Origin of the sequence: Vulcanisaeta sp. (assembly GCF_049966235.1) — an archaeon.
Classification (GTDB): Archaea; Thermoproteota; Thermoprotei; order Thermoproteales; family Thermocladiaceae; genus Vulcanisaeta; species Vulcanisaeta moutnovskia.
Genome location: NZ_JBMFVA010000001.1, coordinates 73502 through 96044 on the forward strand (window position 1 = coordinate 73502; position 22543 = coordinate 96044).

The 22543-nt window shown below is 40.3% G+C and carries 22 protein-coding genes; 14 read left to right on the forward strand and 8 right to left on the reverse strand.

The features are described from left to right. Window positions 1–4 precede the first annotated feature (4 nt). Complete coding sequence (locus ACP5L5_RS00420; protein WP_428760849.1) at window positions 5–910, forward strand: 3-methyl-2-oxobutanoate dehydrogenase subunit beta; 906 nt, start codon at window positions 5–7, stop codon at window positions 908–910. A 48-nt stretch (window positions 911–958) separates the two neighbouring features. Continuing rightward, window positions 959–2365, forward strand: a complete 1407-nt coding sequence (gene serS, locus ACP5L5_RS00425; RefSeq protein ID WP_428760850.1) for a serine--tRNA ligase — start codon at window positions 959–961, stop codon at window positions 2363–2365. A gap of 1 nt (window position 2366) precedes the next feature. On the opposite strand, the gene ACP5L5_RS00430 is transcribed toward serS, so the two are convergent. Then, window positions 2367–3116 (reverse strand): TrmB family transcriptional regulator, encoded by a 750-nt coding sequence (locus ACP5L5_RS00430; protein WP_428760852.1) that lies wholly within the window; start codon window positions 3114–3116, stop codon window positions 2367–2369. A gap of 68 nt (window positions 3117–3184) precedes the next feature. On the opposite strand from ACP5L5_RS00430, the gene tes reads away from it, so the two are divergent. The 4 genes from tes to ACP5L5_RS00450 all read left to right on the forward strand — a co-directional run bounded on the left by tes (window position 3185) and on the right by ACP5L5_RS00450 (window position 7095). Continuing rightward, complete coding sequence (gene tes, locus ACP5L5_RS00435) at window positions 3185–4903, forward strand: tetraether lipid synthase Tes (protein ID WP_428760854.1); 1719 nt, start codon at window positions 3185–3187, stop codon at window positions 4901–4903. 72 nt (window positions 4904–4975) lie between these two features. Beyond that, on the forward strand, window positions 4976–6133 hold the full coding sequence (locus ACP5L5_RS00440) for a hypothetical protein (RefSeq protein ID WP_273304871.1): 1158 nt from the start codon (window positions 4976–4978) through the stop codon (window positions 6131–6133). Then, entirely contained in the window at window positions 6130–6393 is a 264-nt protein-coding gene (locus ACP5L5_RS00445) for a KEOPS complex subunit Pcc1 (protein ID WP_428760856.1), read from the forward strand. The genes ACP5L5_RS00440 and ACP5L5_RS00445 overlap by 4 nt, the downstream gene beginning before the upstream one ends. A gap of 39 nt (window positions 6394–6432) precedes the next feature. After that, complete coding sequence (locus ACP5L5_RS00450; protein ID WP_048056815.1) at window positions 6433–7095, forward strand: 30S ribosomal protein S3ae; 663 nt, start codon at window positions 6433–6435, stop codon at window positions 7093–7095. Here ACP5L5_RS00450 and ACP5L5_RS00455 read toward each other — a convergent pair. Continuing rightward, window positions 7071–7664, reverse strand: coding sequence for a KH domain-containing protein (locus ACP5L5_RS00455; RefSeq protein WP_273304876.1), 594 nt, complete (start codon window positions 7662–7664; stop codon window positions 7071–7073). The two genes, ACP5L5_RS00450 and ACP5L5_RS00455, sit on opposite strands and share 25 nt — an antisense overlap. A 130-nt stretch (window positions 7665–7794) precedes the next feature. Here ACP5L5_RS00455 and ACP5L5_RS00460 point away from each other — a divergent pair, with 130 nt between their 5' ends. The 4 genes from ACP5L5_RS00460 to ACP5L5_RS00475 are packed head-to-tail and all read left to right on the forward strand — an operon-like array spanning window position 7795 to window position 11609. Beyond that, the gene (locus ACP5L5_RS00460) at window positions 7795–9006 is read left to right on the forward strand and encodes a phosphoglycerate kinase (RefSeq protein ID WP_428760858.1); all 1212 of its coding nucleotides are present in this window, start codon (window positions 7795–7797) and stop codon (window positions 9004–9006) included. 3 nt (window positions 9007–9009) lie between these two features. Then, window positions 9010–10056 carry a type II glyceraldehyde-3-phosphate dehydrogenase gene (locus tag ACP5L5_RS00465; RefSeq protein ID WP_013603765.1) on the forward strand — a complete coding sequence of 349 codons (1047 nt, stop codon included), beginning with the start codon at window positions 9010–9012 and terminating at the stop codon, window positions 10054–10056. 45 nt (window positions 10057–10101) lie between these two features. After that, window positions 10102–11157: a M20/M25/M40 family metallo-hydrolase gene (locus ACP5L5_RS00470; RefSeq protein WP_273304880.1), complete on the forward strand. Its 1056-nt coding sequence runs from the start codon at window positions 10102–10104 to the stop codon at window positions 11155–11157. Next, the gene (locus ACP5L5_RS00475) at window positions 11157–11609 is read left to right on the forward strand and encodes a UPF0179 family protein (protein ID WP_428760860.1); all 453 of its coding nucleotides are present in this window, start codon (window positions 11157–11159) and stop codon (window positions 11607–11609) included. Before ACP5L5_RS00470 ends, ACP5L5_RS00475 begins: the two co-directional genes overlap by 1 nt. Before the next feature lie 6 nt (window positions 11610–11615). Here ACP5L5_RS00475 and ACP5L5_RS00480 read toward each other — a convergent pair whose 3' ends face one another. From ACP5L5_RS00480 to ACP5L5_RS00500, 5 genes are all read right to left on the reverse strand, one after another. Further along, window positions 11616–12068, reverse strand: a complete 453-nt coding sequence (locus ACP5L5_RS00480; RefSeq protein ID WP_273304882.1) for a 30S ribosomal protein S15 — start codon at window positions 12066–12068, stop codon at window positions 11616–11618. A gap of 58 nt (window positions 12069–12126) precedes the next feature. Then, window positions 12127–12798 (reverse strand): KEOPS complex kinase/ATPase Bud32, encoded by a 672-nt coding sequence (locus ACP5L5_RS00485; RefSeq protein WP_428760862.1) that lies wholly within the window; start codon window positions 12796–12798, stop codon window positions 12127–12129. Window positions 12799–12837: 39 nt separating this feature from the next. Beyond that, window positions 12838–14868, reverse strand: coding sequence for a heterodisulfide reductase-related iron-sulfur binding cluster (locus tag ACP5L5_RS00490; RefSeq protein ID WP_428760864.1), 2031 nt, complete (start codon window positions 14866–14868; stop codon window positions 12838–12840). Window positions 14869–15031: 163 nt separating this feature from the next. Next, complete coding sequence (locus ACP5L5_RS00495) at window positions 15032–15955, reverse strand: electron transfer flavoprotein subunit alpha/FixB family protein (protein ID WP_428760865.1); 924 nt, start codon at window positions 15953–15955, stop codon at window positions 15032–15034. Beyond that, window positions 15955–16749: an electron transfer flavoprotein subunit beta/FixA family protein gene (locus ACP5L5_RS00500; protein WP_428760867.1), complete on the reverse strand. Its 795-nt coding sequence runs from the start codon at window positions 16747–16749 to the stop codon at window positions 15955–15957. Before ACP5L5_RS00500 ends, ACP5L5_RS00495 begins: the two co-directional genes overlap by 1 nt. A gap of 129 nt (window positions 16750–16878) precedes the next feature. On the opposite strand from ACP5L5_RS00500, the gene ACP5L5_RS00505 reads away from it, so the two are divergent. From ACP5L5_RS00505 to ACP5L5_RS00520, 4 genes are all read left to right on the forward strand, one after another. After that, window positions 16879–18453 (forward strand): phenylalanine--tRNA ligase subunit alpha, encoded by a 1575-nt coding sequence (locus tag ACP5L5_RS00505; RefSeq protein ID WP_428760869.1) that lies wholly within the window; start codon window positions 16879–16881, stop codon window positions 18451–18453. 40 nt (window positions 18454–18493) lie between these two features. After that, a complete protein-coding gene (locus ACP5L5_RS00510; protein ID WP_428760871.1) occupies window positions 18494–19399 on the forward strand; it encodes a hypothetical protein in 906 nt (301 codons plus the stop codon). A gap of 238 nt (window positions 19400–19637) precedes the next feature. Then, window positions 19638–20804, forward strand: coding sequence for a thiolase domain-containing protein (locus tag ACP5L5_RS00515; protein ID WP_428761159.1), 1167 nt, complete (start codon window positions 19638–19640; stop codon window positions 20802–20804). Between the two features lie 5 nt (window positions 20805–20809). Then, window positions 20810–21286 carry a Zn-ribbon domain-containing OB-fold protein gene (locus ACP5L5_RS00520; protein ID WP_428760873.1) on the forward strand — a complete coding sequence of 159 codons (477 nt, stop codon included), beginning with the start codon at window positions 20810–20812 and terminating at the stop codon, window positions 21284–21286. Here ACP5L5_RS00520 and ACP5L5_RS00525 read toward each other — a convergent pair whose 3' ends face one another. Next, the gene (locus ACP5L5_RS00525; RefSeq protein ID WP_428760874.1) at window positions 21287–22063 is read right to left on the reverse strand and encodes a hypothetical protein; all 777 of its coding nucleotides are present in this window, start codon (window positions 22061–22063) and stop codon (window positions 21287–21289) included. Window positions 22064–22543: the final 480 nt, after the last annotated feature.

The window sequence follows — 22543 nt, forward strand, 5'->3', positions numbered from 1 at the left end:
GGCCATGGTCACCATAACTGAATTACATAAGTATGGAAGAACAAAGTTCATAATGCCAGGCACGGCTGCATGCCCTGGCTGTCCATTACAGGTTGGCATGAGACAATTAGCCATGGCACTTGATGGTAAGTTCGTCATGGTAATACCAGCTGGTTGCTCAAGCGTAATACCAGGTTCTGCCCCATACACTGCATACACAGTACCCGTACTTCATGTACCATTTGCATCAAGCCCAGCGGTGGCTAGTGGTTTAGTAAGGGCCGTTAGGCAGAGGAATAATAATGGACCCGTGGTTGTTTGGGCTGGTGATGGTGCTACCGCCGATATTGGATTCGCCACATTAAGCGGTGCTGCCTATAGAAATGAGGATATTCTATATGTAATGGCTGATAATGAGGCCTATATGAATACGGGCATTCAGGCTAGTGGCACGACGTCTTGGATGGCTTGGACAACGACATCACCTAAGGGCAAGACTGAGGATAGGAAGGACGTGGCATTAATAATGCTCATGCATAAGGTTCCCTACGTAGCCACAGCAAGCATTGCCTATCCAATGGATTTCATTGATAAGGTTAGGAGGGCAATGCAGGTTAGAGGCTTTAGATTCATACATCTGCATTCGCCTTGCCCACCTGGTTGGAAGATGGATGATTCCTATACAATTAGGGCCGCTAGGCTTGCTGTTGAGACTGGCGCCTGGATACTTTGGGAGTACAATCAAGGTAAGTTAACAATAAGCCCGCCAAGCATTCCGTATAAGGATAAGCCAAGGAGGAGACCGCTGGAGGAGTACATAAAGATTCAGGGTAGGTTCTCCCATCTAAAGCCCGAGGATATTAAGCTTATGGAGGAGAAGATAGATAGGCAGTGGGATCTCATTCTCAAGCTTACTGAGATTTTTAAGTGAACGTAATTAAAAATAAAATTTAATAATTGCGTAAATCCTAGACCAGTAATGAGCTGGAGCTTATTGGATGCATTGAGGAATAGACCAGATACTGTTAGGGATTCACTTAGAAAAAGAAGGATGGATGTAGGCATCGTTGATAGATTCATTGAGTTAGATAATAAGTGGAGGAGCCTTAAGGCAGAGATTGATGAGTTGAGACATAAACATAATGTAATTACTAGGGAAGTTAGTAAATTGAAAGGTACAGAAAGAGAGGGGAAAATTAAGGAGGCTAAGGAGCTCTTGAATGAAATTCAGAAAAAGGAGGAAGAGCTGGAGAATATTGAGAGGGAAAGGGAGAAGGTGCTTAGATCAATACCTAATTTAGTGCATGAAAGCGTACCTTATGATTGCCCTGAAGGCATTGATTCAATACCAGCTAGATTTTATGGAACGCCTAAGGTATGGATTGGACATGCGAAGGAATTCAAGGACCAAACCGAACGCTTCGGCTTTAATGTACCTTATGAAACCATTGATTGGAAACCCATTGGTCATGCTGACATGCTTGAGGTTGTACTTGGCATGGGTGACACACTTAAGGCAGGTGAGGTTGCTGGATCCAGGTTCTATTACTTATTCGATGATTTAGTAATGCTTGACATGGCACTACTGACATATGCTATTGATTACATGACTAAGAAGGGCTTTAAGCTCGTGCTTCCACCGTACATGCTTAAGTACGAGGTACTCTCTGAGATTTTAGATATGGATACGTTTAAGGACATGGTGTATAAGGTTGAGAATGAGGATCTTTACCTTATAGGTACGGCTGAGCACCCAATAGCTGCGTATTTAAGACACACGGAGCTTCTTGAGGACCAACTACCATTGTTATTTGTTGGCGTTTCACCGAGTTTCAGAAGGGAGGCTAGCGCAGGTAATAGAGATATGAAGGGTATTTTTAGGGTTCATCAATTCCATAAGGTTGAACAATTCGTATTCTCACTGCCAGAGGATAGTTGGAGGTGGCATGAGGAATTAATAAGAAATGCTGAGGAATTGTGGCAGGGTCTTGGCCTGCCCTATAGGGTTGTGCTACTGTGTGCGCATGATATGGGTAGATGCGCCGCTAAGCAGTATGACCTTGAGGTTTGGATGCCAGCGCAGGGAATGTATAGGGAGATGGTGTCATGTAGTAACTGCACTGATTGGCAATCAGCGAAGTTGGGCATTAGGGTTCTCAGGAAGGATATGAGGAGAGAATTTGTGCATACCTTGAACTCAACGGCCATAGCAAGCACGAGGACCATAACGGCGATACTCGAGAATTACCAGGAACCTGATGGCACTGTGGTAATACCAAAGGCCTTAAGGAGGTACTTAGAGATTTTCAGTAAGGGGCCAATTGATGCTATTTACCCAAAAAGGAAAGTTAAAAGAGACGACAAGGGCAATCCAGTTATTGGATAAATTAACGTTGAAGAACCTCTGAACTATTCCATAGATAATTAAAGTATGTCTTTGCAATGTCAGTTATGTAATCCTGCCTTGAGTATAGGCTTATGTAATCCATGCCGTGCTTAATCACCAGGACAACACCACCAATGCCCACAAAACCACCACCAAATAACTTATCCCTAATCCTAATGTGTATCCTAGGCGGTAAATCCTTAATGTAGTCTATAATTTCCTGAGAGACCAGCAACCTAACTTCGTTATTACGTGATACCTCCTCAACCATAGATAATATTCTATGATCAAGTAATTCAATATATGGTGTAGCAATATCCAGGTTACCATAGCCCATGGACTTCATTATTAACTCCTTAGTACTATCAAGACCCCTAACAACATAAAGTAACTCACTTTGGGCAGTTACCTTACCCTTATATACTGATTCGTAAATTAACTGTAACGAATCTATTAATGGCTTTGTGGAATTTACGTAATCAGTAAATCTCTGCATTATCCTGCTAAATACGTCCAATGGAGATACCGCGTAGAAGAGCTCCGGTCTTCTCTTATCATCAATCTCCACATAACCTAATCTATACAGTTTATGAAGTACTGAGTAAACCTTCGATGATGGGATGCTTGCCTTAATTGCAACATCTCTCGCGGTTAATGGGCCATTCTCCACAAGCGCTATATAGGTCTTTATATCATAACTTGTTAATCCAATAAGTCTGGCGAGTTCCTGAAGTCTTTTTTCTATACTCATACTAAAAACACTTCTGAGAGTATTAGTTGGTGACAAAGCTTTTAAATAATTAACCCTCAATTACCGCAATGGTTCAGGTAGTATCAGCAAAGACCGAACTTATTGAAGCACAAAGGCCAAGGAAGCCACTTGTTGACCTAAGCAGGTTTAAGTTACCTAGGCATTATAGGAATGCCCTAGAGAATGAGAGACTTCAGCAAATGTGGAAGAGACAATTCGGTCTGCCAGATCATGTGAGAGTTATTAAGGTCTCAGTGTCCGTATGCCCCGTCTGTAGTAGGCAGATACCAATGGCTGTTTACGAGGAGGATGGGGCAATATGGCTAAAGAAGACCTGCCCAGAGCATGGAACTTTCAGAGATCTATACTGGGGTGACGCTGAATTATATTACTACTTCCTCCAGTGGGATGCCCCTGAATACATTGGTAAGGGCACAGCAAATCCCAATACAGACCTTAACTATTATTTGGCAGCAGGTAGTTGTCCACAGGGATGCGGCTTATGCCCTGTTCATAAGTCAAATACTGTGCTTGCAATAATCGATGTAACAAACAGGTGTAACATGAAATGCCCCGTGTGCTTCGCCAACGCCTACGCAGCTGGTTATGTATACGAACCAACACTCGAGCAGATCGAGTATATGCTTAGGACCCTTAGAGCTCAGAAGCCCTGGGCGCCAAATGCTATTCAGTTTAGCGGTGGCGAGCCAACGCTCAGGAATGACTTACCAGAGATCATTAGGATGGCCAAGATCCTCGGCTTTGACCACATCGAGGTCAATACCAATGGCATAAGGATCGCTAATGATATTGATTATTACAGGAAGCTATTAGATGCGGGTATGTCAACGATATACCTACAATTCGACACAATAGATCCGAATAATCAGGGTGTTTGGAGACATAGGCTATATGATCCAAAGGCGTATGTGGCTGTTAAGAAGAAGGTTATTGAGAATGCCAGGAAGCTTGGCCATAGGTCCGTAGTTCTTGTGGTTACAATGGCTAAGAACTATAACGATAGAGACATGGGCAAGATAATAGATTTTGCAATTGAAAATAGGGATGTCGTTAGGTGGATTAATATACAGCCCGTGGCCTTCGCAGGTAGAGCCAAGGAGTATAGCCCTGATGAAATTAGGCAATTCAGGATAACAATACCTGATGTAATTAATGGTATTGAGGAACAGACCAGCGGTAAAATAAGTAAGTGGGATTGGAGACCAGTTAATTGGCCGGTGGCTATTGGAAAACTCGTTGAGGCATTGACGGGCAGTCCTAAGCCAATATTCAGCAATAACCCTGTCTGTGGAGCATCAACGTTTATTTATTATGACCAAGACACTAAGGATATTCTTCCAATAACGAAGATCGTTGATGTTGATGGCTTTGAGAAGACTGCTTGGGATCTGCATAGTAAGGCTATTAAGGGCGGTGTTTGGAGAGGCATTGCCACTGTAGAAACACTCAAACTGCTTAGGTACGTTAAGCACAAGGGTTTTAGGGATATACTTGCGAACTTCCTAACTAGGAAGGACTATGAATCACTAGGCCAGATAATGTTTAATGTTATTGGACTTGGAATAATGCACTTCATGGACACATTTAATTTCGATGTACAGAGGGTCCAAAGGTGTGATATTCACTATGCAGCACCAGATGGTAGAATAATACCCTTCTGTGCAATGAATAACTTCCATAGGGATAAGATTGAGCATAGCTTTAAGATGGATGTTAAGGACTGGCTTAAGATAAAGCTTGCCAGGAACACAGCGGTCTATATATGAAATTACCCTTTATTGTATTTATCCATCTTACTTCCAGTAATTATTAAAAGGATTTTTACACATAGGATTTTTGTGAAGTCCAGGGGAAGATTCATCTTGGATTCCATAATAAACTCAAGTGATAATTTACTCATAATAACTCCACCATTCATTAATTCCCTATTTTCTGCAATAGTAATTCTAATAGAACGATTTAGAAGAGGGTTACTAACGCATATAACATTATTGACACTGGAATCATTAAATGACCTAAGAAGGGATGTGATAAGTAGGTATAACTCAATCTTATTTGTTGATCCCCCCACGGTTGTTAAACTCAATGAACTTATAAACTCACTTAATGGTAAGAGGGTATTTATGATAGGTAGGGAAGGTATTGAGTGGGTTAATACTGATGTCTATCTTGAGTTTACGGACTCAATGCCACAATTAATATGGCAGTTGCTAAATAATGAGTTAAGCCAGGATTCACTAAGATTTTTAGAAACAGCAATTATCTATGAATTTTCCGTAATTCCCAATTACAATGCTTCGTCATTTAACGGTTGGCTAACCACTGAACCCATTAATTATCCAGCATTACCTGGCATACTTAGATTATTGCTAAGTGTGTCACTCTCACGTGCCTTTTCGCCAGTAATACCTGGCATTACTGGTAATGAGTCCGAGGCTAGGAGCCTTGTAAAGGCTATTGCTAAAAAGACGGATGTTCAGTATAATGAGCTTAATGAGGATGAGGTAATGACACTGTTAAAGTATATCAGCGATTTCATGCTTCGAGCTGGATTTAGGGGTGATTACCTTGATAAACTTGTACTTATGCATAGGAAGTGGAATAATAATGATATTGATGTGCTAGAGTCAATATTGGCAGTTGAGTCCCAGTTGGTACTTTGGGAATACGCAGGTGGTTTATTGAATCCAATACTCAACCCACAGAGTATTAAGGAAATTAATGGTATAATTACTAAATACATATCCATAATTAATGAACTTATGAACCAATTAAATAAGGATAACATAGTGATAAGGCAGGGTTCTCAACCATTAACATTAATTGATAGGTTATGTTCAATCATAAACTTCCAGGTAGAAAATAAGAATCATTCATTCTCAATAGGGAATGAACCAATACAGATAAACTGTGCGTTTAATGAGGATGTTACGGATGCAGACTTAGTATTTAAACGTAGTAATTACTCAATAGTAATAAGGGGTTTAATACAATGAAAATTAGGGGTAGAATTACCTTAGAGATTGCAATGAAAACCATTGAGGATTGCCAAGTAGCCATCTCCTCATTATTGCCTGACGAGAGAGAGTTACCGCAAGGTCTCACATCAACTATTAAGTGCATTGATGATAAATTAACCTATGAATTAACTTACCATGTTGATAATGAGAAATTACTAAGTGTTTATAATACTATTGATGACTTCATTAGGAATCTAAAGATCATAATGGAGTCCCTCAGTGAGTTACGAAGGTAAAAATATAAAAAAGGGTTTTTGATCATCGATAAGATCAACGTGTCAGAACAAAAACAGGCTAAGACAGGTAAGTGGATGATTAAGAAGTGGTTTACTATACATGCACCTACATTATTTAATGGCATAGAGATTGGGGAGGTGCCTGCCAATGAACCTGATTCACTTATTGGCAGAACTATAGAGGTAACATTATTTGACATAACTAAGGACCTCAGTCACTTACACATAAAGTTGAGGTTCCAAATAGATAGAATTGAGGGGGATAAGGCATACACGAGGTTTAAGGGCATGGAATTAACAAGAGATTACGTGAAGAGCCTAATCAGGAGAGGCTCAAGCCTTATTCAATTAATTCAGGATGTGAATACCACGGATAACGCATTAATAAGAATTACAATATTAGCAATGACACCAACTAGGTGTAAGTCAAGCCAAAAGAGAGCCATTAGGAAGGAGTTTATGAAAGCCTTAAATGACCTTTCAAGCAAGGCGGACTTTAATGGCTTTATTAAGGCTGCGGTGTATGGTGATGTTAGTAATCAGCTATTTGCTGTTGGTAAGAGGATATATCCACTGAGAAAGGTTGAGGTTTATAAGATAAAAGTCTTAAGGTATCCAACGGGTGGTGAGACTAAACCAACGGAAGAGGTAAAAATTGCAGAAGTAACAACGGTATCTCAACCCTCTTCTTCACCTTCATAATAAGTCCTATTTAATCTCTCCATCAATTCCCTATATCTACTCTCCCTTCTCCAATTCTGAATCCACCTATATACCGTGGCATGTTGTCTACCGCGAATTAGCATTTCCAATGCCTCTCTAGCGATTTTCACATTCTCATAAAGACCAAGTATTGCTATGTACCTATCACCAATCACTATGTTTGTATCCGTTAACTCCTGCAGAACTTTCTTGGCTCTACCATCCTCGCCAATGATCCTAGCCTTAATCCTACTAATGTGATTAGTCTTATCCTTATCTACATAATCCTTTAGATCTAGTATTTCGAGGGTATAATCATCACTCCTTAGGTTTTGGGCATCATTATAATCAAAACCATATGATATCGCCTCAATTATGTTCTTTGCCTTAATTAATTGATCAAAGCTCGTACTATTACCTGGAGTTATCGTAACCTCACCCTTATCATTATCAACAATTATCTTAACACCGAACTCCTCCTCAATTGCCTTTAAAGCCTCGCTTATGGCTTTTAACCTATTTTTCTCAATCACTAACTTAAAGCCTCCCTTCATGTAATCACTTATCATGTTCTCATTTACATAGGATCCCTCGGATTAAAAATCTTGCTTCTTCCGTGAATTTATAAATTATTAATAATTATAATTATTACTATGGTAGGAAAATTTTAAATATAGTACTTAAGCATAACTGGGTGATATGAGTTTACCCAGTTTACCCAGTTCACTCCCAACAATAAACCTATGCAACAAGGGTAGGATTTTAGTTAGGGTTGACATGAACGTCCCAATAAATAGGGACTCCGGTGAAATACTTGATGAATACAGAATAGAGGCTCACTCAAAGACCATTAAGTACCTCGTGGATTCAGGTTTGCCTGTTGTTGTAGTAACTCATCAGGGTAGACCGGGAGATCCGGAATTCGTATCACTTGAGAAACATGCACAGGTATTGAGTAAGTACCTTGGTATGGATGTACATTTCATAGATGACGTAATAGGGCCTAAAGCACGCGAGGAGGTAAATAAATTGAGACCTGGTGAGGTATTAATGCTTGATAACCTTAGGTTCATTAGTGAGGAGGTTGTTGAAGGAGAGCCTCAAAAACTCGCAAATACGTATTTAGTAAAGAAATTAGCACCGTTATTTAATTACTTCATACTTGATGCCTTTGCCACAGCACACAGGTCACAACCAAGCATAGTTGGCTTTCCATACGTGTTACCAAGTTGCATGGGGCTTATCATGGAGAACGAAGTAAATGCATTAGGTAAGGTGTTAAACACGAGAGGTGTCTCTACAGTCTTAATAGCAGGTGGCGCAAAGATCCCTGAAACAGTGAAGACTGTGAAAACCCTGTTAAGTAAAAAATTAATTAATAAAGTGTTACTTGGTGGCTTAGTTAGCCAGTTATTTTTAGCTTTAAGTTACGGTAACGATAAGCTACTTAGCAATATTAAGGCTGGTCAGGATACAATTAATGACGCAATGGATATTATGAAGTTATTCAGCGATAAAATTATACTTCCGATAGACGCTGTTCAGTCAGACGATAAGATTATTGAACCAGGTAAAGCGCAATCAATGCTTGATATAGGCCCAGCAACCATTGAGACATTCAGTAAGTACATAATGACCTCCGATATTGCAATAATGACAGGACCGCTTGGCTTAGTCGAGATTGATAAGTACTCAAGGGGGACTAGGGATGTTTTAAAGGCCATGGTTGATAATGCCCAGTTCACAATAATTGGCGGTGGTCACACAATAATGTCCGCCAGGAAATTTGGATTAATAAATAGAATAAGCCACGTATCCACTGGTGGTAGGGCATTCATTCAATTTCTAGCAGATCCATACCTACCCGGTATTAAGGCCCTCGAAATATCTAAGTCAAAATTCTGGGTGTGAGACATGACCGTTAAAATCGGTATAATGGGTTACGGAACTATTGGGAAGAGAATCGCCGACGCAGTAATGAGAATGGACGACATGGAATTAATCGGTGTAATTAAACAGACGCCAGATTATGAAGGTGAAGTTGCCATTAGTAAGGGCATTAAGCTATATACCTATGAGGATAGAGTTAATAAATTTGAGAAAGCTGGGATTAGGGTTACAGGTACTATCAATGACCTTATTAAGAATGTTGATGTAATCATCGATGCAACACCCGATGGCGTTGGTGCTGAGAATAAGGCAAAGATATACGAACCACTAGGGCTTAGGGCTATATTTCAGGGTGGTGAAGAAGCAGAGGTTGCTGACACAAGCTTTAACGCGCTTGCTAATTATGACATGGCCATTGGTAAAAGGTTCATTAGGGTTGTTAGCTGCAACACAACGGCACTCTCAAGACTAATAGGCGCCTTCCTGATACATGGCTATAAGATAAGGAAAGTTAGAGCATATTTAGTGAGAAGAGGAGCCGATCCCAGGGAATTTAAGAAGGGGCCGATTAATGACGTAGTATTTAATCCAGCCACAGTGCCTAGCCACCATGGACCTGATGTACAGACGGTAATACCGACCATCGACATAATTACCATGGCAGTAGCCGTACCCACAACAATGATGCACTTGCACATGGTTAATATTGAGTTTGATGGTCAAGTAAGTAAGGGCGAGATTATGAAGATTCTTGAGGAAACACCTAGGATATTGTTGTTCAATTCAGCGTCAAGAAAGATCGAATCCCTTGCACAAATAATCGAGTGGGCTAGAGATCTCGGTAGGCTTAGAGGTGATGTTATGGAGAATGCACTCATAGAGGATTCAATAACTGTGTTTCAGAATGAGCTATTCCTCATGCAGGGCGTCCACCAGGAAAGTATTGTGGTTCCTGAGAACATCGATGCCGTGAGGGCTATGTTTAAGCTCTCCAGTAAGTGGGATTCAATTAGGAAGACAGATTTAAGGCTGAATCTTATTACCACGGGAAAGAATTATAACCTTGCTTAATCACAGGTTCAAAGCTTTTAAGTCTAAAGCAATCCTTGCACTTGTATGGATATAAATCTGTTGAGCCAATTATCGACGGAGGTTGGTCCTTCCGGTTTTGAGGATAGGGTTAGAAACGTGATTAGGGGTTTAGTTAACAATGACGCTGATGAGGTTAAGGCCGATAATTTGGGCAACCTAATTGCTAGGGTTGGTAATGGTTCATTTAAGGTTCTAATTAGTGCTCATATGGATGAGGTTGGCGTAATGATCTCGCACATTGATCAGAGGGGTTTCCTGAGAATAGTACCTATTGGTGGTTTAGACCCCTGGGTCCTCTTAGATAGGGAGTTAGTGTTTATGGGTAAGGATGGAGATATAGTCGGTGTCGTTGGTGTTGATCCACCGCACTTACGTAAGGAGAAGCCTCCATCAAAGTTTGAGGAGTTATATGTTGATGCAGGCTTTAGCAGTAAGGATGAAGCTTTAAAGAGTGGTGTAATGCCAGGAACTCCGGGCACGTTCGTGGGTGATTTTAGGCAGAGGGGTTCCATGGTTATTGGTAAGGCGTTTGATAATAGGGTTGGTTGTACGGTTTTAATAGACACGCTTAAGGACATTAGGAATAAGGTGAGTGGAGATGTATCGCTGTACTTTGCATGGAATACGCAGGAGGAGGTTGGTCTTAGGGGTATTAATGCTGTTGTTCATCAGGTCAATCCCCACATAGCCTTTATTGTCGAGACCACAGTTGCTGCTGATGTACCGACTAGCAGTGAGGATGTTTGGATAACGAGGATTGGTGGCGGTGCTGCGCTTAGGGCTTTTGATAGATCAATGATTGCTAATCCTAAGTTATTATCTGTGGCTATCGAACTTGCAGAAGATAAAAATATTAGGTATCAGGTGCAGGTCAATCCATATGGTGGTACGGATGCAGGGATAATACATACTTACGGTGCTGGTGTGCCATCGTTGGTTATTTCGACACCTGCGAGGTACATACACTCACCAGCATCATTAATTAATACTGACGATCTAAGGCAGGTTGAGAATTTACTAAAAACCTTGTTACTAAACCTAGACTTAGTCAGGAATAAGGCGTTGATTAGTGAGGGATGATGGAGACAAAAAGAGTAATGACACTGATTGGCAAGGAACAGGCTGTTATCGGCAAGACCTTTAGACTATACTCAATCCCAAATGAATGCAGACAATGTAAATTATTTAATATATGCGTAGCGAGACTTAGGCCAGGTAGGGTTTATAGGATTGCCGAGGTTAAGCACGTGGGTTTACCGCAACCCAATAAGTGTCTTCTAACGGGTGAGGACATGGTACCGATAATCGCTGAGGAGCTTCCAATAGTAATACCCATACCAACTAAGTTATTTATTGAGGGTGTTGTGATTACATACGTAAAGTCATTAATTACATGTAATGACGCCAGGAAATACCTACCCAATGAGGAAGTACTTAAGGAGGGCACTAAGGTAAGGATCGTGAAAGAGACCGGGCGAGTTAGGTGTAATAATGAGAATTACATACTGGCTGAGGTAATACCACTGGATTAAACCTCACTATGCAAGCATTGAGAAGGCCTCAGGCGTGTATGTGAAGTCTTGTGGCAATTTACCAACACGTTTATAGTACTTAATCAACCTATGTATCTTAGACTCAACAAGATTCAAGCCCCTTCTAGCGCTTAAGTCCTTTGGATGTTCCTCAAGGTGCTTCCTAATCTTCACGGCCCTCCTAATCAAGTTCATTAGGTCCTCAGGTATTTGCGGAGCTAATCCATGTCCCTGGAGAACCTCAGTAATGCTCTTACCAAGTATTGGCTTAATAAGTGGTATTCCATATTGATCCCTAAGTATTATTCCAATCATTGATGGCGAGAAACCCCTCTTGGCCAGCTCAATTACCAACTGCTCAACCTCCTCCTGCGTGTATGAAACCCATGAAGGCGTTACCTTAGACACAGGCCTTGTACTTGCACTCCTACCTCGCTTATGCCTACTACGGTGAGGCACGCCTAACGGTATTTAGAGAAGTTTTAAAATTTATTTATTCGTGAGTAATCGATGTAATTCATCTAACGGCATATCTAACCATCTTCCGTATCTTACTAATAATTGCTTGAACCTTCCCTGCTAATTCAAGTCCCATGGCATCTCTATAGCCATTAAGGAACTCCATGAACAGGAACTGACTTTGATCCTTACGTAACGCCTCAAAGGATCTTAGAGTTACGTTAAGATCGAGGGCTAACTTATGCAACATCCTTATGTCTTGCGTCATGGGCATCCTGCCAAGCATTTCTGATAAGCCAAAGTCTATTAGGTATAGCTTATCCCCAACAATTAATACATTGGCAGGCGTTGGGTCTCCATGTACTATACCATTCCTATGTAGTATACCTATGTGATTACCCATGGTCCTTATGTAGTTGATAATAACGTCATTAATACCTTCACTATTATTCATTAATAACCTAACCAGCGGTATCCCATTAAGGTACTCCATCCTAATCCTCATGTTAACCAGGTCAACATCATAAATCCTAGGCACAGGTATACCTAACTCCCTAGCCCTTATCATAGCTCTGGCCTCATTAATAGTCCTTAGCTTGCGAATATAATTATCAAACTCAGCCCTCCTATAACCCTTTGGTACTCTCTCCTTAACAAGGACAATTAATCCCAGCCAATCCTCTAAATAAAGCACTGCCTCCGCACCAATAGCAATTAATCTACGATTCACCAAAACCAAGAGCCAAGGGGTAATAATTAATTTTTACATTTAATCACTAACTTTAACCTCCTGCGGCTTAATGATTGATGACTTAACAATTTCCGCTATATCCAGTATCTTCACCTTATCTTCAACACCCTTAATCCTTGCTGCATCAGTGAGCATTGCATTGCAGAATGGGCATAGTGTGACTATCGTTTGGGCATTCGTCTCCATTAACTGCTCAAGCCTTATATGGCTAATTCTCTTCTTCTCAGGTACATCATACCAGTAATTAGCGCCACCAGCTCCGCAGCAGAAGGTTTGTGTACCGTGGTACTTCGTCTCTCTCAGTTCACCAAGTTTCTTAACAATATTTCTCTGGGGATTAACAACACCATTATGTCTGGCCAAATAGCATGGGTCATGTATCGTGAAGACGATATTATTCTTATTCATCCTTATCTTACCTTCATTAATTAATTGCTCCAGGAACTCTGAGTGGTGCATTACCTTTATATTTCTCATCCATGGGTCTATCTTCGGATATTCATTCTTGAAGGTATTATATCCATGCGGGCAAATAGTTATTATGTTCCTCACGTTATACTTCCTGAATAATTCAATATTATTAAGTGCAAGTTCCTGGAACCTACTCTCCTCACCAAGCCTCCTTGCTGGATCACCACAACAGGTCTCCTCATCACCTAGTATAGCTATTTTATCCAGGAGATTGGCCTCCCTTAGTATTTCAATCAAAGACTTTATTATATCCCTCGTTCTATTGTCAAAGCTACCCATACAACCAACCCATAGTAAGTACTCAAAACCTGGATTTTCCTTGATTGTCTTAACACCTAATTCCTTTAGCCAATCATGTCTGCCATAGTTAGACATACCCATTGAATTGTTGTACTGGGATAGATTAAGCAATAGACTTGATTTCTTTTGATCGATCCTCATGTTAATCATGACTAGGTATCTCCTCATATCGATTATGTAATCAACATGCCTTATGTAAACGGGGCACGTATTCATGCATGCACCACATGTTGTACATGCCCATAACTCATCATCTGCAATAGAACCATCTATTAACTTGTCATCATTATTATAAAGCCCATGCTTTATCTTCGTTATTATCATCATAGGTGAGAGAGGCCTACCCGCAGCATATGCTGGGCACGCATCCTGACATCTGAAGCAATCTGTGCATGCTATTGCTTCTGCCTTATTTAACTTTGGGATCTCCGTTACATTTGAGAAGCCTACCTTTAGTTCAGTTGCTGATTCAGCAGTTAATTCCTTTAAATCAAACGGCTTGCTTAATTCACCAAGAGGTCTCTTATAATTAATTATGTAATTGTAGAGCCCAAGCAATGAGTGGAAGATTGCCGTGAGTGGTAATATAGCTATTAATATGAACGCCAGCGGAAAATGCGTGTAGTAAATCACCATGTATAGAACACTTGATGAACTTATTGAGGATAATAGTAAAGCATTTGGCATGAACATCCAATAACGCCACAGGTCCATGTGCACAAATCTATAGCTCTCAATTATGGCGCCACTCACCGCTAAGTACATGAATCCTGCAAGAAACAGTAAGTTTGTGTAGTACTCGTTTCTCGTGTATAGTTCTTTCCTACCAAGAACCCTGTAAATCCCCAGGGCAGAACCTATGAAGAGAACCCATGCAGTAATATCCATGGCTAAACTATAACCCAGAAAGAAGTAACCGCAAAATACCTCCTTACCAGTGACTATGCCTATGTACTGATTAGCAGCAACGATCAATGTGCCTATCAACGATAATAGTAAAGCATAGAGAATCATTAGGTGAGCTACGGCGCCAATACTCTCATATTTAGTGAAACGCCTATGAGTTGCAATATCCCAGAGAAATGGTAACCATGCCCTATAACCCTTAAGCAATATTAATATGAATTCCCAAAGGCCAATACCATACCTATTTAACCTAAGCTTAAGAAAGTAAAAGAATAGTATAACCGTTAATGATGCTAAACTATACACAATAATCATAGATAACTCTTTAGGTAAACCAAAATACTCTGCATAGCATAATTGAGTGTAATCCATCGAAACAAGCAAGACACGATATTTTAAAGCATTATCATATTTTATTTTATATATCTATAGTTTTAATTAAAATAAATAATTATAAATTTTTTTATTAAAAATAGATAAATATAATCAGAAAAATTAATAATAAATCAAATTAAAAACAATTATTTCATTAACTTTATTTTTTAAGCAATTCACGGAGCTTCTTTGTTAGCGCTGGAACGAATTTATATAGATCCTCAACAACGCCGTAGTCGCAATTTTTGAGGAATGGTGCGTTTGGATCGTTGTTTATTACCACCACTGTCTTTGCCTCCATCATTCCGGCAAGGTGTTGTGGCTGTCCGCTTATGCCTATTGCCATGTATAGTTTTGGTCTGACCTTGTGACCGCTTAGCCCGACCCAGTGATCCTCACTGAGCCACTTCAAATCCGCGGCTATTGGCCTTGAACAACCAATCTCGGCCCCAAGAACCTCAGCCAACTCAAAGGCGAGCTTAAGATCCTCCTGCTTCTTAAAGCCCCTACCCACAGAAACAATTAACTCAGCATCCTCAATCCTAACCTTACCCTTAGGCTTCTCCTCAGTAGAAACAACCTTAATGCCCGTAACAGTCTTAGGTTGTAAAGTCTCGGTAGTTACCGTAGTTGCATTCTCATTGGGTTTAAAGCGTGCTGACGGAGCCATTAGAAATATCCTATCAGACACCTTAACAGTTACTTGAGCCCTATTTCCTATACCATTATACGTTATTTCGAATGCAGTACCACTCTGCTTTAGATCAATAACATCCACGATCAATGGAGCCAATAGTTTCTGCGCAACAATGGGCATTACCGTCTTAAGGAACTTACTCGCTGGACCTATAATCACTGAGTAATCATTAGACTTTATCAGATCTATTAGCGTCTCGGAAAATGATAATTCATCAACCTGCGTGGTTAACAAGTAAACCTTAGCAACACCATACCTGCCCAGTTGAGATGCATCACCAGTTCCAAGCATTAAATAATGTACTTCAGGATTATCTACCTTCTGTACCAGCCCTATTAGTCCTGCATCATTAATTGAACCTATTACAAGAACCTTCGCCACACCCATCACCTCGGAGTTATTATACCATCTTGAATTAATGCTTGTATCAATTTATCCACCTTTTCATCAACGGTACCATCCTTAATTATCACGCCCTTCCTCTTAACCTGTATTGGCACTATATTCTTCATCTCAACCAATGATTTAATGGAAATACCGAGATCAGTAAGGCTCAATCTATTTATGGGTTTCTTCATTGCGGCCCTTATCTGAAGTAATGGTGGTATTCTTGGAACATTTATCTCCCTAGTAACAGTGACCAGTACAGGTAATTGAGCCTCCACTGTCTGTACAGCCTCCTCAAGGTCGCGCTTAGCAATTACCTTATTACCCTCAACCTTTAGTTCTCTAACGAAGGAAATGACGGGAATTCCTAATTCAGCGGCTACCCTAGGACCAACCTGGCTTGTATATCCATCTATTGTAGCCTCACCTGCAATTATTAAGTCATAATTACCCAACCTCCTTACTGTGGCGGCAATAGCCTTAGCCGTCAATAACTGATCACTATTAATTAGGGCATTATCGACTATTAAATATGCCTCATCAGCACCCATGGCCAATGCCTCCCTAAGTAGGCTCTCAGCCTCCTGTTGTCTCCTTGTTAATGGACCATACTTAAGTACAGTAATTACACGGACTCTACCACCCGCCTTTTCCTTAATCCTAACAGCCTCCTCAACAGCATTTCTATCAATATCGCTTATCTTTAGCGGCGTAGATTCTGTATCTATCTTTGTCTCGCTAATTCTCAGTTGTCCCGTATCAAGAGCCAGCTTTACGAGAACTAATACTTCCATCACGAGGAATCTCCACTATGTATTTTTTAGCATTATCCATTATGTATGCTATATATTTATCCTAGGACCCAATGTAACACCCTGAGTAATCCTTATAAGACATGAGGAATGATTGATTAATGTATACGAATGAACAATGACAAGAATAAGGAGATAATACTACCACAGCAGGAATTTGATATATTAAAATCATTAAAGGACAGCAATATACCAGTAAGAATTGATGAGGTCGCATCCAAGCTTGGCACGGACGCAAATTCCCTCATGAGAAGTATTGCAGAGCTAGAGAACCTAGGCTTAATACATGTTAGTAAGGCAATAAAAAGAATCATTGAATTAACAGAAGAGGGTAAAAGGTATCTTGAAGTTGGACTTCCTGAAGTTAGGTTAGTAAAGGTGCTATTAAATTGTGGTTGTAAACCAGGTATTAATGAAGTACCTAATATCGCGAGAGAGTATGGCATTTTATTAATGCCTAATGAGGTTAATTATGCATTATCCACATTAAGTAGGCTAGGTATTATTAGGATTAATAGGGGTATTATTGAGGCAATTGCCAAGGACAAGATCAACATTGTGAATAATAGGCAGGACTTATTAACTCAAATAAAGAATGGTGTTTTTGAGGATGAGGTACCAGACGTCATTAAGCCTATTGTCCAGGAATTCCTTAAGAGAGGTATCGCTAGGATTAGGGAGAGGAGTATTATTGAGTTAATGATCACAAATAGTGCACGTGAACTAATGGATAGAGGATTAATAAAGGTTGGTGTTGTCGTCACTGCATTAACACCCGAACTAATAACGAGCGGTAATTGGAGGAATATGATAATTAAAAGGTTTGATCTATCAATACCACCACCACAAGCACCCATAGTAACTAAACACTTTTTCTCCGAATTCATTAAATTCGTGAAGGAGGTCTTCGTATCACTGGGCTTTGAGGAGGTTTACGGACCACATATAGAACTTGAGTTCTGGAACTTTGATGCTCTATTCCAGGCACAGGATCACCCTGCTAGGGAAATACATGACACCTACTTCCTTAAGTACCCAAGTACTGGTAAGTTGCTTGATAATGAATTGATAAGTAGGGTTGCGCATACTCATGAGAATGGCTGGATAACAGGTTCAAGAGGCTGGGGCTATAAGTGGGACCCAAGTAGGGCTGTCAGACTGGTATTAAGAACACAAACAACGTCTGTCTCTGTAAGGACACTCTATAAGCGTGGTGATGGCGAGTACAGGGTATTCACCATTGATAGGGTGTTTAGACCCGAGATCCTTGACCCGAAGCATTCCATGGAGTTTCACCAGGCAGATGGAATTGTTGTTGGAGAGAAACTAAGCTTTAAGCACCTGCTGGGAATTCTTGAGGCATTGGCTAAGGGTATGGGTTTGAAAAAGGTCATGTTTAAACCAGCCTACTTCCCATTCACAAGCCCGTCTGCAGAGGGTTATGCATTTCATGAAAAGCTTGGTTGGATTGAATTCGTTGGCTCAGGAATGTTTAGACCTGAGGTAATAATGCCCCTTGGACTCAGGAAAAGCAGGGTTTTGGCATTCGGTATGGGTCTTGATAGGATTGCCATGATACTCATGAATATTGAGGATATTAGGGACCTATTCTCTAGGGATATAAACATGACCAAGGCATACTGGTCTAACTTCTTAAGGTTCATCAACGATTTATCCAAATACTGAAGTTAGTTAAGGTTATAAATCAATACTTTAACCATGATGTGTGCCAAAGAGTGAGGAACGTATTATTAAGATGTCTCATTTGTTATTACCATTAACGTCGCCAATAATAGCTGTAATTCTCATATTAAGCCTAATAAATATTGGCGAGACGCAAGTACCTGCGGGCCCACCATTTCAATCCGTAAATACTTCAAGCGCTGGTTTATACAATGTGGCCGTGATAATAATAATTATGATAATAGCTACGTACATAATATATCGATTGATAAGACGAGGACTTATAAGGACATTTGAGACCTTGAAAAACGTATTATTGGCAATCGTTATAGTGAGCTCCGTACTATTCTACACAATGACCTATGTATATGGATACGAGGCAACCCCATTAATCAATTACCCATTATCAATATTCATAATAGCCATCATAATTAGCGCATTAATAATGTACGCCGCAATTAAGGCTAAGAACACCATAGTTAGAGCCCTGGCAATAAGCGCATATAGTTCAATGGCAGGTGTGATATTCACTATTGCTTTACCTGCCTGGACATTGGCAATCCTATTAGTTGCGCTACCGCTCTACGACATAGTAATGGTGTATAGGGGATTACTCGGTAGATTAGTAACTGAACTTTCCAAATATGGCGAGGGTAAGTATCCAATACTTAGAGGGTTAATTCTAGACATGGATGGTATAGGCATTGGCGTTGGTGACCTGGTGCTGTATGCAACACTGGTTTCATTAACAATGCTTCAATACATTACTCATGACTTTACATTCATACAAAGCGCATTGGCTTCATTAACTTCATTGATAGGAATCCTTGTGGGCCTATTTATAACGTTTAAATACATACTGCCGATAAAGAAATACGCACCTGCCTTACCGATACCAATACTACTTGGTTCAATTCCACTTTTATACCTAATAACAATCACAATATAATCATAATTGAACAAAGTCGATATTTCTAAGAACCTCACGATCTTTCTGAGTAGGATACCTACTAAGTATCTTTATCCATGGATTATCTATCATTTCTGTGAATGGAAACTCCATCATTCATAGCTCGTAATATGATAATAAATAATAAATGAATAAAAAGAGGCAATATTATATAATATCTATAACAATAAATACTATACCCAGAGGACAATCTTATTAGATCCTTACTACGAAACATATCGTGCGTAGAGTCGGCATTATCGGTGTTGGTGAATCTGTTTTTGGTGTTAGAGGTGATGTGACGATTCAGGAGCTTGCTTGGGAGGCCGTTGGGGAGGCCCTTGAGGATGCTGGCTTAACACAGAGGGATATTGATATATCGATTGTTGGCAGTGCAGGCACTAGGACGTATGAGCTATACCCAGCAGTCCCAGTCAATGAATATAGTGGCTTCAGTGAGAAGGGCCCATTAAGAGTTGAGGCTGCCTGTGCCACTGGTAGTGCGGCGTTAGCCGTGGCCTATAACATGGTTGCCTCGGGCTTCGTGAACATAGCCCTGGCCATTGGTGTGGAGAAGATGAATGAGGTCGACACAGCAACATCACTGGCTGTTGGTGGTAGAGGTGGTAATTATCTTTGGGAGTACCATTTCTACGGTACGACATTTCCGGCGTATTACGCCCTATATGCTACAGCCCATATGGCTAATTTCGGAACAACAGAGGAACAGTTAGCCCTGGTTAGGGTTAAGAACCAAAAGTACGCGGCTAGGAACCCAAAGGCTCAGTTTCAGTTTGAGGTAACTGTGGAGGATGTCCTCAAGTCAAGACCTGTTGCGTGGCCTCTAAAGCTTTACGATTGTTCCGCAATAACGGATGGTGCCGCAGCGGCAATAGTAGCCAGTGAGGATGCGATTAAGAAACTACACATTGATATTCCAGTTTGGATTGAGGCAATTGGTTATGCGTCCGATACGTCAAACATAACTAGGCGTGAGGACTACGTGAGCCTAAAGGCCACAAAAATAGCCGCCCAGATGGCTTATAAGAAGGCAGGTATTGAACCAAGGGATGTGGAGGTTGCCGAGGTACATGATTGCTTCACAATAGCTGAGATAATGGCTTATGAGGACCTAGGTTTTATTGAGAAGGGTAGGGGTGGTAAGTTCATTGAGGAGGGGCAGAGTGACATTGGCGGTAAGGTGGCCGTGAACCTAAGTGGTGGTCTTTTAGGACGTGGACATCCTCTAGGCGCTACAGGGCTCGGTATGATCTATGAGTTGGTTAAGCAATTGAGGGAGGAGAGAGAGCGTGGTAGGCAGGCGCCTTTGAAGAGGTACATCGCCCTTGCCCATAATATTGGTGGTACTGGTCATTATGGCTATGTGACAATACTGAGGAGGTGATGGACATGGCAGAGAAGAAAACTAGCAGGAAGACCGTTAAGGCTGAGGGACCTACCATAGACTCAGTACCAATAGTCTATAGGCATAAGATACCCATTAGTAAGACCGTTAAGTATTGGGATGGTCTTAAGGAAGGTAAGATCTACGCAACTAGGTGCAGGTCTTGCGGCGCGGTTTATTACCCACCGCAGGCTGACTGTCCATATTGTGGTTCAAGCGATGTTGAGTGGATTGAATTACCTAGGGAGGGCATCCTCGAGACCTTTACCAGGGTTTACTCGAGACCCCAGGGCTATGAGGAGTTTGAGCCGTACATAATCGCGATTGCAAGGGTTGGCAATGTTAGGGTCATGGGTTGGCTCATCAATGTTAAGGATGAGAGGTGCGTTAAAATCGGTGATGAGGTAATACTCAGCACAACCTACATTGAGAAACACAATAAGTACATAATAACATTCCAACTAAAAAACAAGCAATGCTGATTATCTATCTATTATTGGCATACTTAAAATGGTATTAATAATCTGCTTGATTACACAGTCTTCATTAATTATTTTGAAATACGTGGATTTAGGACCTGCGAGCCCTGGAGCTACTATCGGCTCAACACAACTATCTAAATTGTTAATTAGTAACGGCTTTATGTCAATATTCCTAAGCAATCGCTTAAGACAGTCATTTAGGTTATCCAGTCTAAGGATTTTTTGTGTGTTTAAGGTTACCATTGACCCCTTTATGCACTCGCTTACGGATGCCGTATATTTTATACCAATTCTACCATTCTCTACATTCACTACCTCAAGATCGGTTGCAAGACCGATTATCGCCTTAAAGGCAACTTCATTAAGCCAGGCAGTTGGTGATAACTCCCTCATTTTTTGATTTATTAATTCATGAAGCTCAGAAACACTTATAGACCTATTATCGCTTATTAAGTCAATTAATAATCTGTAATGAGGTAACTCTCTATATAGTATTAGATGAAGCAGCATTTTTGCTAACGTTAAATCTTCGTTTAACGCCCTATACACTACATTACCAATATTAGTAAGCTTAATGTTACAATTTCCATAAACCTCTATTATCCCAATCCTCTGGAAAAACCTAGTTATATCACCCCTTCCCTTACCAATGTCCAAACCCTTATCCTTAATAGCTGCACAATTAATTCCAGGATTCTCACCAATCGCTAGTATATAATTTACGAGCTTCTCAAGGCCTATCCTAGGTATTGGTATGCTTCTCTGTATATTAAGCATTGATAATTAGTTATTATGCATGATTTATTTACAGTGAACCTGTAAAATAACGCTAATATCAGTATCAATACTAAATTAAAATGCCCCAACGATATGCTCAGTTAATTAATTACTTAGATAATAATATCCTAATACTTCAATAATACAAGTTTGCTTACCTGTTAATTATAAATACTTAACAGAACTATAACGCTAACATCTTATAATTAGCAAGGGAGCAAAATATCGTATTACCGCTTAAAAGGTCTCAGTGATAATCTGGTAAAATGGTTGAAACCATTTCCCTAAAATCGTAGATACAATAGAAACTTATCATTGACACCGTTAACGAACTTAATATACGGTACGGTTTTTAAATAACGTCAACATTTTAAATGTTAATTAAATATCCTGCTAGTTTCAATACCTAAACAATGGTGTCGGAAGAGACGTCAAAGCTGGAATTGAGCTTGAAATGCCCAATCTGCGGCTCTAATCTTC

What these genes read in the sequence shown, in the direction of transcription:
- ACP5L5_RS00420 (WP_428760849.1), top strand. Translation starts at nt 5, where the DNA reads ATGGTCACCATAACTGAATTACATAAGTATGGAAGAACAAAGTTCATA.
- serS (WP_428760850.1), top strand. Translation starts at nt 959, where the DNA reads ATGAGCTGGAGCTTATTGGATGCATTGAGGAATAGACCAGATACTGTT.
- ACP5L5_RS00430 (WP_428760852.1), bottom strand. Translation starts at nt 3,116, where the DNA reads ATGAGTATAGAAAAAAGACTTCAGGAACTCGCCAGACTTATTGGATTA.
- tes (WP_428760854.1), top strand. Translation starts at nt 3,185, where the DNA reads ATGGTTCAGGTAGTATCAGCAAAGACCGAACTTATTGAAGCACAAAGG.
- ACP5L5_RS00445 (WP_428760856.1), top strand. Translation starts at nt 6,130, where the DNA reads ATGAAAATTAGGGGTAGAATTACCTTAGAGATTGCAATGAAAACCATT.
- ACP5L5_RS00455 (WP_273304876.1), bottom strand. Translation starts at nt 7,664, where the DNA reads ATGATAAGTGATTACATGAAGGGAGGCTTTAAGTTAGTGATTGAGAAA.
- ACP5L5_RS00460 (WP_428760858.1), top strand. Translation starts at nt 7,795, where the DNA reads ATGAGTTTACCCAGTTTACCCAGTTCACTCCCAACAATAAACCTATGC.
- ACP5L5_RS00465 (WP_013603765.1), top strand. Translation starts at nt 9,010, where the DNA reads ATGACCGTTAAAATCGGTATAATGGGTTACGGAACTATTGGGAAGAGA.
- ACP5L5_RS00470 (WP_273304880.1), top strand. Translation starts at nt 10,102, where the DNA reads ATGGATATAAATCTGTTGAGCCAATTATCGACGGAGGTTGGTCCTTCC.
- ACP5L5_RS00475 (WP_428760860.1), top strand. Translation starts at nt 11,157, where the DNA reads ATGGAGACAAAAAGAGTAATGACACTGATTGGCAAGGAACAGGCTGTT.
- ACP5L5_RS00490 (WP_428760864.1), bottom strand. Translation starts at nt 14,868, where the DNA reads ATGGATTACACTCAATTATGCTATGCAGAGTATTTTGGTTTACCTAAA.
- ACP5L5_RS00495 (WP_428760865.1), bottom strand. Translation starts at nt 15,955, where the DNA reads ATGGGTGTGGCGAAGGTTCTTGTAATAGGTTCAATTAATGATGCAGGA.
- ACP5L5_RS00500 (WP_428760867.1), bottom strand. Translation starts at nt 16,749, where the DNA reads ATGGAAGTATTAGTTCTCGTAAAGCTGGCTCTTGATACGGGACAACTG.
- ACP5L5_RS00505 (WP_428760869.1), top strand. Translation starts at nt 16,879, where the DNA reads ATGAACAATGACAAGAATAAGGAGATAATACTACCACAGCAGGAATTT.
- ACP5L5_RS00520 (WP_428760873.1), top strand. Translation starts at nt 20,810, where the DNA reads ATGGCAGAGAAGAAAACTAGCAGGAAGACCGTTAAGGCTGAGGGACCT.
- ACP5L5_RS00525 (WP_428760874.1), bottom strand. Translation starts at nt 22,063, where the DNA reads ATGCTTAATATACAGAGAAGCATACCAATACCTAGGATAGGCCTTGAG.